The organism is Paenibacillus sp. Z6-24 (genome assembly GCF_054161335.1).
Map to the genome: position 1 here is coordinate 4,318,268 of NZ_CP096398.1, position 16,318 is coordinate 4,334,585.

A 16,318-nucleotide genomic window follows, 5' to 3' on the forward strand; every position below is an offset into this window, starting at 1 on the left:
GCATTATGGAAAACAAACATGGACAACAACAATCTCAGTCGTCTTATATCAACCGTGACTTAAGCTGGATCGAATTCAACACCCGCGTGCTTGAAGAGGCCCAGGACCCGGAGACTCCCCTGCTGGAGAGAATCAAGTTTCTCGGTATTGTATCCCGCAATCTAGACGAGTTCATGAGCGTCAGAGTAGCCGGTATCCGTAACCAGATCAAGGCCGGATACACCAAAAAGGACTTTACCGGCTATACACCGGCAGGTCTCTACAAGCGCCTGACCAAAAAAGTTGAAAAAATGGTCTCCCAGCAATATCGTATCTACCGCGACATGATCCGTCAGCTGGGCAAGCAGGGTATTACGGTTAACCGCTATACGGATCTTACCGCTTCCCAGCAAAAAGCTGCGGATATTTATTATCATGATGTGATCTATCCGGTGCTGACACCGATGGCGGTCGATCAGAGCCGTCCGTTCCCGCTCGTGCATGGACTGAATGTGTATGTATCGGTCGTGCTCGAACGTAAAGGTGAAAAGCATGAAGATGCGGAAGACAGCGACAAATATTATTTTGCCATCGTACAGATTCCTTCGAATCTGCCGCGTATGGTCGCGCTGCCGCATCGCCAGAACAGTAAAAAGCAGCAGTACGTTATCATCGAGGATCTGATCTGTCATCATGTGCATACGCTGTTCGGCGGCTACGAACCGGTGGCAGTAAATGCTTTCCGGCTGACCCGTAATGCCGATCTCGACATTAACGAAGAAGATGCGGAAGACCTGATGGAAGAGATCGAGAACCAGCTGCGCAAACGCAGACGCGGAGCACCGGTCCGCCTGGAGATCCAGAAGGATATCCATCCGTATGCGATGGAGATGCTGATGGAGGAATTCGATATCAGCGAGGCGGTATTCGAGATTGACGGTCCGCTGGATCTTGGCTTCCTGCTGTCCTTTTCCGATTCGATTCAGGGGCATGACTCCCTCCGCTACCCGCCGGAGATTCCAAGGTACTCTCCCGAATTCCCGGAAGGCAGTGAAACGGATTACTTCAGCGTGCTCAAGGAACGCGATGTGCTGCTGTATCATCCGTATGAATCGTTTGATGCAATCAGCGACTTTATCGAACAGGCTGCCGAAGATCCGGATGTCATGGCGATCAAGATGACACTGTACCGTGTAAGCGGCAAGTCCTCCCTGATCCACTCGCTCGCCAAAGCCGCCGAATCCGGCAAGCAGGTAACCGTTGTAGTGGAGCTGAAGGCCCGCTTTGATGAAGAGCGCAATATTGTCTGGGCGCGCATGCTGGAAAAAGCCGGCTGTCATGTAGTGTACGGTCTCGTCGGCCTCAAGACACATGCCAAGGTCATTCTTGTCGTACGCCGCGAAGGCAGCATGCTGCGCCGGTATATTCATATCGGTACCGGTAACTATAATGCCTCGACCGCCAAGAGTTATACCGATGTCGGCCTTTTGACCGTAAATCAGCAGATCGGGGAAGATGCTTCCGAGGTGTTCAATCATATTACCGGATACACGGAGAGCCATGACTGGAAAGCGGTAGCTGTTGCGCCAGACACGATGATGAACAAGTTCATTGAGCTGATCCAGCGTGAAGCCGACCATGCCCGCAACGGCAAACCGGCACGGATCATCGCCAAAATGAATTCCCTGTCCAATCAGCGCATGATCGACGAACTGTACGCCGCTTCCCAGGCTGGCGTGGATATCGATCTGATCATCCGCGGTGTCTGCTGTCTGCGTCCGGGTATTCCGGGCCTGAGCGACCGTATCCGGGTACGCAGCATCGTCGACCGGTATCTGGAGCATTCACGTGTCTATGCCTTTGACAATGGAGGCGATCCGGAAGTATGGCTTTCCAGCGCGGACTGGATGACCCGCAACCTGACCCGCCGGGTTGAGTTGATGTGCCCGCTGTTCGACAAAAACACAAAAACCGCTATGCTGAATATTCTGAACCTTATCCTTGAGGATAACGTCAAAGCCAGAATACTCCTGCCCAGCGGCAATTATGAATTATTCAAAAATGGTAAACCGCCGCTGCGCAGTCAGTTCAAAGCATGGGATGTCAGTTCGTGGAAACCGTATGTACCACCAACCGGACCCGCACATCCCACTCCTTCTCCAAATCTTTAACAGCGTCGGTAATATCGTTTAATTCCATAGAGGCTTCGGTGCGACAGTGTATGGTCAGCTCGAAGTCTCTTCCTTTGCGTACAGCGGTCATGCGATCGACCGGCTGTGTCTCGCTCGTATCCATAGCGGCGGCGAGCTGAAGCAGCGCCCCGAGTCGACGAATACGCTCTTCATCCTTGGGATGCAGAATATCCGCGTATTCCACGGAGATGCGTCTTTTCTTGATCTTGCCTTTGCTTCCGAAGATGGCGATAAAAGCGACCAGCACCGTCTCCCGGTGATCCAACCCGGCTACTGCGCGGGTCGTCAGCAGGTAGCGGGTGTGTTCCTCATATTCATGGTAGCCGACCTTCATCCCGACCTGGTGCATCAGGGCTGCCGTACGCAGCAGTTTGCGGTTCCAGGCATCTCCCTGCCCTTCGCCCAGCGCTTCGTAGAGCTGAACCGAGAGCTTGTCCACCTGGCGCAGATGACGCTGACGGGGCAGCGGCTCCTGGGAAAGCGCCGCATGAATCTCATATTCCAGTACATTATCCAGAACCGCGTTATCCTTGCCACGATCCCATTCAAAGAACAGTCCGTCCCGCAGACCGGTACCGCTGATAATGTAATGATCACATTGCATATGGCGGAACATTGTATGAAGAATAATAGTACCCGGCACGATAATATCGCTCCGTGTCTTGCTCAGACCGCCAATGCGTTTACGCTGCTCGTTGGTCAGCGACGGGAGCTGCTGGTAATAGTAGTCCGTGTCTTCCGGCTGGAGCGTATACTGGTGAATCTGCTCCATCGAATATTTGCGTTTGCGCTGATGCATTTTACCGACTGCACGAATCGTACCACCCAGACCGACGAGCGGCAGACCCGGATTGCTGCTGATCCAGGGATGTTCACGCGCTGCTTCCAGTACGAGGGCTTCCAGTTCGGAGACCGATTTTTCGTCCCATTTGCCATTGACATGATTACCAAAGCGTACATTCATATTCACCGCGCCAAAAGGGAACGAGACGGTCGCCACACGCTTGCGCTTCTGGAAAAGGGTGATCTCCGTGCTGCCGCCCCCGATATCGATAATATAGCCATCCTTGATATCGATCCGGTTCACGACACCGATGAATCCGTAATGTCCTTCCATCTCGCCGGGCAGCAGTTCAATAGTCAGGCCGGTATGTTCGTTCAGGTAGCGGATGACCTCTTCGCCGTTCACCGCATTGCGGATCGCCGCTGTAGCGACTGCGCGAATCTCGCTCACTTCGTAGACCTGACTCACTTCCACAAACTGGCGGAGTACCGGTACAATCACGCTCACTGCTTCCAGCGGCATCTGTCCTTCCGGTGTCACGATGGCACTGAGACGTGCGGATTCGCGGCACTCTTTGAGAACGGTGTAACCTCCAGACGGACTCGTCTCATAAATAACCAGACGAATCGAGTTGGATCCTATATCCATAATGCCTACACGGCTGTGCTCCATTGTATTCTGCATAATATCCTCCTGTCGTTTACGGGTTCAGCCGGGAAAATGCTGCTTTTATCCGTATAATCCGATCTGTACGGGTTTACAAATCCGGATCGTTCCTACATAATCACGCTTACAGTCTAACTTATTTTAGTACAGTCTACAATAAAGCACTATTGTACATACGAAATAGTTTCTGCGTCCTTTTCCAGGTGCTAGCAGACTACAGGGTATGGCAAGGATACAGGAGGTACACGAAATGAATCTATTAATCGATGTGGATGATACACTGTATGATCAATTAACACCTTTTACTGAGGCGTATCAATCAGTATTCGGCCAATTGTATGAGGATGGTCCGGTGGATCAAATATTTATCAAAAGCAGAGTTTACAGCGATGAAGTGTTTGAACAGGTCAGCAGCGGACAGATGAGCAATGCCGATATGCATGTATACCGGATGACCCGCGCGATGGAAGATTGCGGCATGCGGATCACTGCCGAACAGGCGCTTGCTTTTCAGGAGCGTTATGCGGAGCAGCAGCAGCGGATTGTTGTGGACCCGCAGATGGAGGAATTGCTGGATTTTGCGATCCGGATAGGCATCCGGCTGGGCATTATTACGAATGGGCCGGCAGAGCATCAGGCGAGCAAGGTTCGGCAGCTGCGCATGAATCGGTGGGTGGAGGAGCAGAACGTATTCATCTCCGGTCAGCTGGGCATCGCCAAGCCGGATACCGGCCTTTTCCGCCATGTGGAACAGAGTATGAACATTCGGCCGGAGGAATCGTATTATATTGGCGACTCGTATGCCAATGATATCGTCGGCGCCAAGCGTGCCGGCTGGCAGTCGATCTGGATGAACCCCCGTCAGCACCAGATTCCGGAGCAGGCGGAATACCGGCCGGATTATGTAGCGGACGGTGAACATCCTCCGCTTGAGATTTTGCGGGCAATCTGGAGTACGATAACTGTCAGCGAAGAGTCATAACGACTGGCAACCAGGCCGTCCGGAATAGGATCATTATTGGGAGTGTCTCCACCAAGCCGGGTATTTGTAAGTTTCTTTACCAGTGTTTACACTCTCGTCGGCAGCATGTTAGCAGCCACCATCCATCAAACAGTAAAAAGGCCCGAGACAATGTGTCCCGGGTCTTTTACAGGTATGGTCTCTATGCCCAATAATTTACCATTTAATTCTTTAAAAGTCTAATATTTAAAATTGTCGCTTTAACTCTCCATCAAAATCCACTTCTCCAGATCCTGCACAAAGCTGCGCATTTTGCGGGCATGCTGGCGGTCGATTTCGCCGCTCTCGTACAGCTCCTGCACCGCATCCCGCTGATTCTGTACAGCTGTCGTAATCAGGTTCAGCTTGCCCTCGTTCAGCGTTATGTCCGGTACCATTTTCTCCGTATAATAACGGATCGATTCCATGACCTTGCGGTATTTGGCGATCACCTTGTTCGCCGCTTCTTCATTCTGGTCATCGATCCGGCTGCGAATGGACTCGATTGCGGCCGGGCAGGCCTGCATTTTGAGCTGCTTTAGCATGCGAATTTTGTCCACTGCCTGTTGTGGGTCGGTCTCACCGGAATGGGTTTGCTCGGATAAGGGCAGCGGAGCGGGAATATGCATCGGCAGCATGCCTTTCCATTTGTCCACACACTCGGCAATACCCGTATCCACCCGGTTGCTCAGCACCGTCTGAATGCGATCCAGCCGGTACTCGAACTCCATCGCCAGCTCCGGCGTAATCTCTCCGCTGTCCCGCATCCGGCGGGCGACTTTGCGCTCGGCCTGAATACCGGCCAGATACAGCTCGATCTCCTGCGGGTTCAGATCCGGATCATCCATAATCTGCTGCTTGAGCATATTTTTGCGGAACATGTACTGCGTAATATCCGTGATCAGTCCCTGCGCCACCTCGCGGTTGGTCTCGGTCGTACTCGATTCCACCGACTGGATCGCCGCCTGCAGCACTTTCATCCGAACATGATCGTCCATATCCCGCATCGTCGGCGGCTGGCCAACGGTAACCGCTGCTCCCGATTCGACAGGCTGTGGTCTGGAAGACAGAATCGGCAGCAGGATACTCGCCAGAATCAGACTGAGCAGAATAACCCCTGCCGCGATGAACAGGATCAGTTCCCGCTGTGGAAAGGCAGATCCGTCGTTCAGCACATACGGAATCGAGAAGGCCGCAGCCAGCGTCAGTGCCCCGCGTACCCCAGACAATGAAGTGAGCAGAATGCCGTGCAGATCCGGCTTGTCATCTTCCATTTGCCGACTCATCATATAACGTACGCTCCAGTAGAGATAGATCCAGACAAAGCGCAGCACATAAAGCAGCAGTGTAATCAGTGCGACATAGCTGAGCACAATCCCATTGTTAAAGGCCGGGTCCGAGAAAATACTGCCCATGACTTCGGGAATCTGGCTGCCCAGCATCATAAATACGAGACCGTTCAGAATGTAGACGATCACCGACCATGTACTGGTGGAGACGATCTGCATTTTCAGCTGAACCGATTCGGCGCGATCCTTTTCCATGGCATAAATAATTCCGCCGGCGACGACCGCCAGAATGCCGGATACACCAATCTCCTCGGCCACCAGATAGATCACAAATGGCGTCAGGATCTGCCACAGCACATGCACGGTAATGTCTTCCATGCCCCATTTGCGGACCAGTACCTGGCACCGGATCAGGACAAAGGACATCAGCGTGCCGACAGCCAGACCGCCAAGCGCAACCAGCACAAAGTTAAACGAAGCCTGCCACAGCGAGAATGTCCCTGTTACCATTGCGGCTACGGCAAATTTGAAAGCAACCAGCCCGGAAGCGTCGTTCAGCAGGGATTCCCCTTCCAGCAGCCGATGAATGGAACCTGGCAGATGGATACGCTTGGCCAGCGATCCTACCGCTACCGCATCCGTTGGCGACAGAATCGCTGCCAGTGCAAAGGCCGCAGGCAGCGGAATGCTCGGGATCAGATAATGAATCGCATAGCCGGCGACCAGAACAGTTATAAATACAAGCCCGAATGCCAGCAGCACAATAGGTCCGCGCAGATTCCACAGTTCATTCCTCGGAGTCTGCCGGGCATCGTTATACAGCAGCGGGGCAATGAACAAGACGAGGAACAGCTCCGGGTCCAGATCAATCTTGATCCCGACAAGGGCCACCACAATGCCCAGCGCAATCTGGAATAACGGCACAGGAACAAAGGGGATCAGGCGGTTCAACACATTGGAGATTCCAATCAATAGCAGCATTGCCAGTACAGCAATAAAGTATTCCATAGCCATCCCCTTTCCATTGTCCATGGATCTGAATGTTATTGATCCAACTGCTTGTATTTTACCATGAAGCAGTTCAGACCGGACGGTGAAGCTCATCCATAAGCACGATCAATCCTGTCGTGTGGTCGGTAATTGCCAGCAAGAACGGACGTTCCAGGATTATCTGGAACTTCTCCATTCTTTTTATGTTATTGTTTTTTGGAATAATCATAATATATAAGTATATTTTTATAATTAAAGGGATATAATGTAATTATAATCTACTTTTAGGTAAAAGGAGGTTGGTCATTGATGTTTTCTTCCGTACCTGCTGCTGCGGTGATGACTGACGCAGACCGGGCACTTTGGTTTGAAGTCTATGCCGACACACGTCTGCCGGAGGTATCTTCCTGGGGTTGGACACCGGAACAGCTGCACTCATTTTTACATATGCAGTTTAACATGCAGCAGACTCATCTGAACACCCGGTATCCCCGGCTGGACAGGCGGCGGATTACACTCGGTGATGTGGCGATTGGTCAGATGACGGTCTTTTACGGAGAACAGGGATACCGGCTGGTAGACCTCGCTGTGCTGTCCCATTATCGCAACCAGGGAGCTGGCACGTTTATGCTGCGGGAACTGCAGCAGCAAGCAGTGGTCCAGCGCGTACCGATCACTCTTCAGGTACGACTGGATAATCCGGATGCACAGCGGTTGTACCGGCGGATGGGATTTACCGAAGTATGCACACAAGAGCTTCACATGGAAATGGAGTGGTCCGCTTTTCAATCCAGTAACGGAGGTGTCTTGGAAAATGAGTGAAAGCTATCTGGGTGAAATCCGCATGTTTACCGGTGATTATGCACCACAGGGATGGGCACCATGCGATGGACGACTGCTTCCGATTAATGCCAATCAGGCGCTGTATTCCCTGATTGGCGTCGTTTACGGAGGAGACGGTGTAAATACGTTTGGCCTGCCCGATCTTCGCGGACGGGTACCCATTCATTATTCCGCAGTCCCCAACAATACGTACCCGCTAGGTGGAAAGTCTGGCAGCGAAACGGTCAGTCTGACCACTGCCCAGATGCCTGCCCATTCCCATACGGTACAGGCTCTATCCACGCCGGCCACCCAGCAGTCTCCGGATGCAAGCGCTCTCTGGGCACAGGCAGCCATGTACTCGGATGGCACCGGCACGACTCCTGCTCCCATGAATCCGTCAGCGGTCTCTGCCGCCGGCGCTTCCCAGCCTCACAATAACATGATGCCTTCCCTGCCGCTTACTTTTATTATTGCACTCGTTGGTATCTACCCTCCACGTTCGTGAGCCGCTGCCTGTGTTGAAGATAATGATATCCAAGGAGGTACTGGTATGGCTGAACCCTTTATAGGAGAAATCCGTTTATTTCCTATTAATTATGCACCTTACGGCTGGTTGCCTTGTGATGGACAGCTGCTGCAGATCAACAGCAATACAGCTCTTTTTTCCCTGATCGGTATTACCTTTGGCGGTGACGGCAAAAGCAACTTTCAGCTGCCTGATCTGAGAGGCCGAGCAGCACTGCATCCAAATCCAGCGGCCAATCCCCCGCTCCCTGTCGGTACATCCGCAGGTGAATCTGCTCATACATTGAATGCCGCCGAGATGCCGCAGCATACCCATAATGCCAATGCGACAGCTGCCACTGCCAATCAGACGCAGCCCGCCAACCAGATCTGGGCCAAAGCTCAGCCGCCAATGTACGCACCGGTCGCCGCCGGTTCAACGCCGGCAGCCATGAATCCGGGTACACTGACAGCGACTGGCGGCAGTACCGCCCACAGCAATATGCAGCCCTACCTGTCTGTCCAATTCTGTATCGCCACGCAGGGTATTTACCCGCAGCGGCCTTAACCAAGGAGGCTTATTATTCATGGCAGACGCATATCTCGGGGAGATCCGCCTGTTCGCTGGCAGCTTTGCTCCGCTAAACTGGCTGTTTTGTAATGGACAATCTCTGCCGGTCATGCAATATCAGGCACTCTATTCCATTATTGGTAACAACTATGGAGGTGATTCCCAAAATTTTAATCTGCCGAATCTGATGGGTTCTGTACCTATCGGTTCGGGCAATGGTCCCGGGCTGACGCCGCGCACTCTCGGCCAACCGACCGGGACAGCAGCAGTAAGCCTAACACCGAACCAGCTGCCGTCCCATATTCATACCGCTGTCTCCCAGAATTCCAGCCAGGGTCTGAGCACTCCCTCCAATCATTATTGGGCGACGCTGACTTCCGGCAGACCGCCTGCACCCAAGGCGCTGTATACGGATACTATATCCGCACTTCAGCCGCTTCACCCCGCTGCCCTACTGCCGGCAGGCAGCAATCCGGTGCAGCCCCATAACAATATGCAGCCGTATGTCGCAATTTACTATATCATCTGCGTGGAACAGGGTGAATATCCGGTCAGACCCGATTAACCGGAGACGCCTGAACCCCATAGACTGAGGATGGAGGAATTTTCAGATATGCAAAAACAGCGTAACTCCCTCAAGCTTCAACCTGTTCATGCTTCCAAATGGCCGGTCATGTTTATGCTGGCTGTCATGCTTATGTTCAACGTTTCCCCTTATGCTGCCTATGCCCAGACCGGCACGGCGGATGGAACCTATGATTTCAGTGGATTGGGCGCCAACAATTCCGGCGGCACCGGCTTCCAGAAAATTGCTGATAAGTTCGCTGTCAGCAACGGTATGGTCGCTTCGCTGCCTCCCCAAGGCACTGTAGAGACTTCTTTTTATACCGACAATCAGCAAAATGAAAATACGAGCGGCTCCATTACACTCAAAGCCGAAGGTGGAAGTGTCAATAACAATTTCACTTTCAAGGATCTCGGGATAAGCATCTTTGAGGGTGCTGCTCCTGGAGATAATGTTCTCAGTAATCTGCAAATCGTGTTAAAAGACACGGCAGGCAGTACGATTGCCACGATTGGCGGCAATGGCACCTATACGATGGAAGTCGGCAGCAATGTCCGTATTTACCAGCTGTCCGAGCTGATGGGCAGCTCCGATTCCTATTCGTATCCCAATGTGGCATCCATGGATATTACATGGACATTCGCTTCCGGCATTGCCCCGTCCAATCTGAATTTTGACAATATTACGGTAACCAATATTAGCGCAACGACCGATGCCTCGGCGCCGGTCATTACTTCTCAGCCTGCCGATGTAACCACAACAGTTGACGGAACCGCCAATCTGTCTGTTGCCGCTACAGCGAGCGGTACACTCAGCTACCAGTGGTACAGTAATACGACCAACAGCACGACTGGCGGTACACTGATCAGCGGGGCAACAGCAAGCTCTTATTCCGCCCCTACTTCCACTGCGGGCACAACCTACTACTACGTAGTTGTAACCAACACGGATAACTCGGTAAATGGCACCAACACTGCTTCAACCACCAGCCAGACGGCTGCCGTTACCGTAAATGCGGTTACCAATGCTTCACCACCAACAATTACCACACAACCTGTCGATCAGACGGTCAATGTCGACGATACGGCCAATCTGTCCGTCACTGCTACAGCGAGCGGTACGCTCAGCTACCAGTGGTACAGTAATACAACCAACAGTACGATCGGCGGCACGCTAATCAGCGGGGCAACAAGCAGTTCTTATTCTGCGCCGACCTCCGCTGCAGGCACCACCTACTACTACGTAGTTGTGACTAACACGGATAACTCGGTAAACGGTACGCAGACCGCTTCCACCACCAGTCAGATAGCCACCGTTACCGTAAATGCACTTACTAACGCTTCACCACCAACGATTACCACAGAGCCTGACGACCAGACAGTAAACACTGGTGAAGCTGCCAATCTGTCTGTCACCGCTACAGCAAGCGGTACGCTCAGCTATCAGTGGTATCGGAATACAACGAACAGCAATACCGGCGGTACACTGATCAGCAGTGCGACCTCCAGCACCTATACCATACCGACAGATACAGCCGGATCATTTTACTATTATGTAGTCGTTACCAATACGGACAATACGGTAAATGGCAACCCAACCGCTGCCGCAACAAGCCGGGCGGCACATGTAACGGTGAACACGATTACCAATGCTTCACCGCCAGCCATCCTCTCCCAGCCTGTCAGCCAAAATGTATACGTCAACGACAGCGCAATACTGGCGGTGAACGCGACTGCCAGCGGTACGCTCAGCTACCAGTGGTACAGGAATACGACCAGCAGCAATACTGGCGGTACACCTGTCAGCGGCGCTGCGAACAGTTCGTATGCTGCACCAACTGCCAGTGCGGGAACAACCTATTATTACGTGGTCATCACCAATACCGACAGCAGTGTAAACGGTGCACAGACGGCAACTATCACCAGTCAGCCCGCCAGTGTGACAGTCAAAGCAAAAACCAATGCGGAAGCGCCAAATATCACCTCCCAGCCATCCAATCGGACGGTCAATGTTGGAGAACCTGTCGAGCTCACTGTAGCTGCCACAGCCAGCGGTACACTCAGTTATCAGTGGTACAGCAATACGACCAACAGCACGACAGGCAGTACAGCAATCAGCAGTGCAACCGGTGCCACTTACAATGCACCGACCGACACTGTAGGCACCCTGTATTACTATGTGGTAATTACCAACAATGACGATACCAGTACAGGCAACCCGACAGCTTCGGTCACCAGCCAGATCGTCTCGGTTACCGTCAATACGCTGAATAATGCGAAAGCTCCGGTAATTACAGCAGAGCCGGTCGATCAGACGACTGCTGTCGGCAGTCCGGTTACACTCTCGGTCACTGCTGCAGCCAGCGGAGTACTAAGCTACCAGTGGTATGAGAATACAACCGGCAGTCTCTCCGATGCCCGCGCTATTCCTACCGCTACATCCAGTACCTATACTGCACCGGCCGCCGACGCGGGTACTATATACTATTATGTGGTCGTCACAAATACCGACGACAGCATGAATGGCAGCAAGACCGCCAGCTCCAACAGTCGGCTTGCCAGTGTAACGGTCACCGCTCCATTCACCTATAAGGTCACTTATAGCGGCAATGGCAGCACATCCGGTACCTCTCCGACAGATGCCAACATCTATCGTCAGGGCGATACGGTTACGGTAGCTGCCAACACTGGAAATCTGGCGCTGAGCAGGCACAGCTTTAACGGCTGGAACACTCAGCCGGACGGCTTCGGGACAACCTATCAACCAGGCCAGACACTGAAGATTGCCGATCAGAATATTACTCTGTACGCCATCTGGCAAAAAGACAAGGATGATAACAACAATTCCGGTGGCGGTGGATCAGGCGGCGGTTCCGGTGGAGGGACGACACCATCCAATCCATCCACACCTGATCCGTCTGCACCAGTCAGCTCCGGCGCAGATATTCTGGTAAATGGAAAAATCGAACGGGCCGGCACAGTGACCGAGTCGGAGATCGGCGGTCAATCCGCAGCGACGGTAACGATCGACCAGCAGCGTCTGGCTGATCGCCTGGCCGCCGAAGGTAATGGCGCGGTTGTCACTATTCCGGTCACTTCCAATGCCGATATTATTATCGGGGAATTGAACGGACAGATGGTCAGCAATATGGAGCAGCAGCAGGCGACGCTGGAGATTGTCACCAACCGGGCTACCTACACAATTCCGGCCAACCAGATCAATATCGCCTCCATCTCTTCACAGCTGGGCAGCAGCGTGAATTTGCAGGATATCCAGGTACGTATCCGCATTGCTGTACCTGATGCGGATACGCTCGCAATCGTTAATCAGGCAGCTTCCGCCCAATCGTTCAGTCTGGTCGCACCACCTGTGAATCTGGACATTCAGGCCGTCCATAACGGGCAGGTCGTAGATGTCAGCCGGTTCAATGCCTATGTGGAGCGCTCGGTCGTTCTGCCTCAGGATATTGATCCGAACCGGATCACTACAGGGATTGTCGTTGAAGCTGACGGTACCACCCGTCATGTCCCTACAAAAGTCGAACAGCGGGATAACCGGTACCATGCCGTCATCAACAGTCTGACCAACAGCACGTATGCCGTTGTCTGGCATCCGATTACATTCAGCGATGTGACCCAGCCATGGGCGGTCAATGCCGTCAACAATATGGGATCACGCATGGTTGTGGAAGGATTCGAGGACGGTTCCTTCAAGCCTCAGCAGGATATTACACGCGCTCAATTTGCCGCTATTATCGTCAAGGGATTGGGACTAAAAAACGATGCCGGCGGTAAAACATTCAGCGATGTGAAGTCTTCCGACTGGTTCAGCGGTGCCGTGCAGACAGCCGCTTCCTACGGGCTGATTCAGGGCTATGCCGACGGCACATTCAAGCCGCAGGACAAAATTACCCGGGAGCAGGCCATGGTCATCCTGTCACAGGCGATGAAGCTCAGCGGATTGCAGGACAAGCTGGGCAGCGTTAATGCCGCCTCTGCCCTGAACAATTTCAAGGATAAAAATAGCGTAGCCTCCTGGGCACACCAGGCCGCCGCCTATAATCTGAAAGCAGGTCTCGTACAGGGACGAAGCCAGCAGATGCTTGCGCCCAAAATGCATGTGACCCGTGCCGAAGTCGCACTTATGGTACAGAATTTATTGCAAAAATCCGATTTGATCTAAAACGTAAAGCCGGTGTAACCCCGGATGCGAGAGCATCCTGAGTTACGCCGGCTTTTTACATCATCTTATTACCAAGTCTCTCTTCTGCAGGATAAACGGAGAATCGTTAATCATTCAGTCCGAACAACAGAATCAGTACCAAGCCCAATGCGGAAAGAATAACCGAACCGATCAGACCAGCAGTGAAGGCGCCCATGCCTATGCGGCGAAATAAATCCATATTCTCCCGTACGCCCATTCCTGCTCTCCACATAATACCGATCACAATCGCAATCACCAGCGTCACTCCTATTCCCCAGACAAATCCCTGTCTGTTTTTTGGTCTGGATATACTGTTTCCTACGATATTCATGTTCTTCTCCCCTGTTCATTGCCTGTGATGAATTTATTGTCTACACTTACTATAGAAGGGATGAACTGAGAAGAAAAATACCGTTATATTATGATCACGAGCAGTAAAAATTATGAATACCGGCAAGTATAGCATTTATTATAATACGTGGAGGCTAGCCTTTTATGATTCAATCTATCGTTCATATTGCACTGGTAGTTAAGGAGTACGACGAAGCGATCGACTTTTATACAAACAAGCTTCATTTCACGGTAGTCGAAGATATTTACCAACCGGAACAGGACAAGCGCTGGGTTGTGATTTCTCCGCCAGGTTCGGTAGGCACGACCATACTGCTCGCCAGAGCATCCAAGTCCGAACAACAGCCATTTATAGGTAATCAGACCGGTGGCAGGGTATTTCTGTTTCTGAATACGGATGACTTCTGGAGAGATTATAACGAAATGGTCGCCAGGGGAATCGAGTTTGTACGCGAACCCAAAAAGCAGGATTATGGCATGGTCGCTGTATTCAAAGACCTGTACGGCAATCTGTGGGATCTGCTGGAATTAAACGAAGATCATCCCATTGCCAGACGGATGAGTTGATCAGGAACATTCTCTGCAATCAAAGTATCAATTACATAGGAATGCCATTTGAGGAGGAATATCATGAGCATCAATCCCGATATCGCCGAAGTCGTCTCCCTGCTCGGGGAGACTTCCCGCGCCGCTATGCTGACCGGCCTGCTGGATGGACGGTTTCATACAGCCGGAGAGCTGGCTTATATGGCATCCGTCACGCCACAGACCGCCAGCTTCCATCTGTCCAAGCTTGTTCAGGGCGGCTGGATTACGGCTGAGCGTCATGGACGCTACCGCTATTACCGGCTAGCGAATCGTGAGGTGGCGCAGATGCTGGAGACGATGCTGACACTGTCGCCCCCGCCGCAGATACGCTCGCTGCGCCAGTCTACTGAAGTACAGTCCCTGCGCGAAGCTCGCACCTGCTACGATCATCTGGCCGGGCAGCTCGGTGTGAAATTGACCGAGGCGATGGTAAGCTCCGGCTATCTGCTGCCCGAGTCCGGCGAATTCAAGGTCACCACTGAAGGCGAAGCCTTTTTCGCTGGTCTTGGCCTGAATCTGACGCTCGTGCGCCGCAAGCGCCGTGCTTTTGCCCATGCCTGCCTGGACTGGAGCGAACGCAGGCATCATCTCGGCGGCGCACTCGGACATGAGCTGGTGAATCTGCTGCTGCAAAAAGAATGGATCATCCGCGTACCTTCTATCCGCGCTGTCAAAGTAACGGACCAGGGTCGCCTGGCATTCAGGCAGCATTTTCATCTGGATTGGCCTTGATGGCCGGCCGGAATTGGCGGTTGACCAGATAGATCCCGGCGATAATGCACAGTCCGCCGCCGATCAGCGAAGGATACAGCGGCTCTCCCAATAGCAGCCAGCCGGTCAGCACCCCGAAGAACGGCGCCAGAAACAAAAAGGCGCTCGTTCTCGCCGGGTCGCCTTTTTGCAGTACATAATACCAGCCAGCAAACTGCACGATCGAAGACAACAGACTCAGCCACAGCAGAATGATGATCGACTCCCCGTTCCAATGGAAAAATGGATCTTCCAGCAGCATGCTGGCAATCAGCAGCAGCACCCCGCCCGCCAGCATCTGATAAGCGGACAGCACCCATGTATCCAATCCTTTGCCCCATTTCTTGACGAGCAGTGTCGCTGTCGCCCAGAAGACCGCCGAACACAATCCATAGATTACTCCTGCTTTCCATTCCAGCTGCGCGCCCAGCGTAATACTCACGCCCGCTACGCCCAGCAGTACCCCAAGCCATTGATACCAGCGGTACCGCATTCCTGCGAATATCGTACCGAGCACCACAACCAGCAGCGGATTGGTAAAGGTCAGAATCGACGACTCGCTCGCCGTAATCGTACGCAAGCTGATAAAGATACATCCCATCACGCCTGCCGTCTGCAGGGCACCGATAATCAGCATTTTCATCCATTCTTTCTTATGTATTGGATGCGGACGGCGTACCAGCCGGACGATTACCGCCATAATCACTCCCGCCAGCGCAAATCGCAGCCCGGCCAGCATCAGCGGCGAGGCGTACGCGAGCCCCATTTTTCCGATTGCAAAAGACGATCCCATCAGAAAAGTAGTCAGCAAGATTAAGGGCATAAATTTGAGCATGTTCATTATCATTCTCCTTTGTTCATCATGAATTGGTCTCACTCAGTATAAACGCCCAATAGTTCAACGCTCATCGAAATATGGAATACATGTTGATTATGCAGATAGTCCTATGCGGATGGATACGTCATTTCCCCTTTGACCACACATACTGCCAACCGCATTATCCCGGAAAATATGTCAGATATGCAGCTCCATTCCCCCTGCTCATAGGCTACATATTGTC

At 52.5% G+C, this 16,318-nt stretch carries 13 protein-coding genes; 9 read left to right on the forward strand and 4 right to left on the reverse strand.

Annotated elements, in window-relative coordinates; all coding sequences use genetic code 11:
* Positions 1 to 5: 5 nt before the first annotated feature.
* Complete coding sequence (gene ppk1 / locus M1D61_RS18730) at positions 6 to 2,150, forward strand: polyphosphate kinase 1 (protein WP_458120108.1); 2,145 nt, start codon at positions 6 to 8, stop codon at positions 2,148 to 2,150.
* Here the strand turns inward: ppk1 and M1D61_RS18735 are convergent.
* Positions 2,083 to 3,639, reverse strand: coding sequence for a Ppx/GppA phosphatase family protein (locus tag M1D61_RS18735; RefSeq protein ID WP_458120109.1), 1,557 nt, complete (start codon positions 3,637 to 3,639; stop codon positions 2,083 to 2,085). The two genes, ppk1 and M1D61_RS18735, sit on opposite strands and share 68 nt — an antisense overlap.
* Before the next feature lie 232 nt (positions 3,640 to 3,871).
* Here M1D61_RS18735 and M1D61_RS18740 point away from each other — a divergent pair, with 232 nt between their 5' ends.
* Entirely contained in the window at positions 3,872 to 4,603 is a 732-nt protein-coding gene (locus tag M1D61_RS18740) for an HAD family hydrolase (protein ID WP_458120110.1), read from the forward strand.
* A gap of 239 nt (positions 4,604 to 4,842) precedes the next feature.
* Here the strand turns inward: M1D61_RS18740 and M1D61_RS18745 are convergent, their stop codons facing one another.
* Positions 4,843 to 6,918 carry a Na+/H+ antiporter gene (locus M1D61_RS18745; RefSeq protein ID WP_458120111.1) on the reverse strand — a complete coding sequence of 692 codons (2,076 nt, stop codon included), beginning with the start codon at positions 6,916 to 6,918 and terminating at the stop codon, positions 4,843 to 4,845.
* 291 nt (positions 6,919 to 7,209) lie between these two features.
* Here M1D61_RS18745 and M1D61_RS18750 point away from each other — a divergent pair, with 291 nt between their 5' ends.
* The 5 genes from M1D61_RS18750 to M1D61_RS18770 are packed head-to-tail and all read left to right on the forward strand — an operon-like array spanning position 7,210 to position 13,547.
* A complete protein-coding gene (locus M1D61_RS18750; protein ID WP_458122560.1) occupies positions 7,210 to 7,722 on the forward strand; it encodes a GNAT family N-acetyltransferase in 513 nt (170 codons plus the stop codon).
* Positions 7,715 to 8,230: a phage tail protein gene (locus M1D61_RS18755; RefSeq protein ID WP_458120112.1), complete on the forward strand. Its 516-nt coding sequence runs from the start codon at positions 7,715 to 7,717 to the stop codon at positions 8,228 to 8,230. The genes M1D61_RS18750 and M1D61_RS18755 overlap by 8 nt, the downstream gene beginning before the upstream one ends.
* Positions 8,231 to 8,275: 45 nt before the next feature.
* Positions 8,276 to 8,797, forward strand: coding sequence for a phage tail protein (locus M1D61_RS18760; RefSeq protein WP_458120113.1), 522 nt, complete (start codon positions 8,276 to 8,278; stop codon positions 8,795 to 8,797).
* Between the two features lie 19 nt (positions 8,798 to 8,816).
* Positions 8,817 to 9,365 (forward strand): phage tail protein, encoded by a 549-nt coding sequence (locus M1D61_RS18765; RefSeq protein WP_458120114.1) that lies wholly within the window; start codon positions 8,817 to 8,819, stop codon positions 9,363 to 9,365.
* Between the two features lie 48 nt (positions 9,366 to 9,413).
* Positions 9,414 to 13,547, forward strand: coding sequence for an S-layer homology domain-containing protein (locus M1D61_RS18770; RefSeq protein WP_458120115.1), 4,134 nt, complete (start codon positions 9,414 to 9,416; stop codon positions 13,545 to 13,547).
* A gap of 106 nt (positions 13,548 to 13,653) precedes the next feature.
* Here M1D61_RS18770 and M1D61_RS18775 read toward each other — a convergent pair whose 3' ends face one another.
* Entirely contained in the window at positions 13,654 to 13,899 is a 246-nt protein-coding gene (locus tag M1D61_RS18775; RefSeq protein WP_458120116.1) for a hypothetical protein, read from the reverse strand.
* A gap of 164 nt (positions 13,900 to 14,063) precedes the next feature.
* Between M1D61_RS18775 and M1D61_RS18780 the strand changes: the two genes are divergently transcribed.
* Together M1D61_RS18780 and M1D61_RS18785 are read left to right on the forward strand one after the other, a co-directional pair.
* Positions 14,064 to 14,486, forward strand: a complete 423-nt coding sequence (locus M1D61_RS18780) for a VOC family protein (protein ID WP_458120117.1) — start codon at positions 14,064 to 14,066, stop codon at positions 14,484 to 14,486.
* Between the two features lie 63 nt (positions 14,487 to 14,549).
* Positions 14,550 to 15,239: an ArsR/SmtB family transcription factor gene (locus M1D61_RS18785; RefSeq protein WP_458120118.1), complete on the forward strand. Its 690-nt coding sequence runs from the start codon at positions 14,550 to 14,552 to the stop codon at positions 15,237 to 15,239.
* On the opposite strand, the gene M1D61_RS18790 is transcribed toward M1D61_RS18785, so the two are convergent.
* On the reverse strand, positions 15,208 to 16,098 hold the full coding sequence (locus M1D61_RS18790; protein ID WP_458120119.1) for a DMT family transporter: 891 nt from the start codon (positions 16,096 to 16,098) through the stop codon (positions 15,208 to 15,210). The genes M1D61_RS18785 and M1D61_RS18790 overlap by 32 nt on opposite strands.
* Positions 16,099 to 16,318 lie beyond the last annotated feature (220 nt).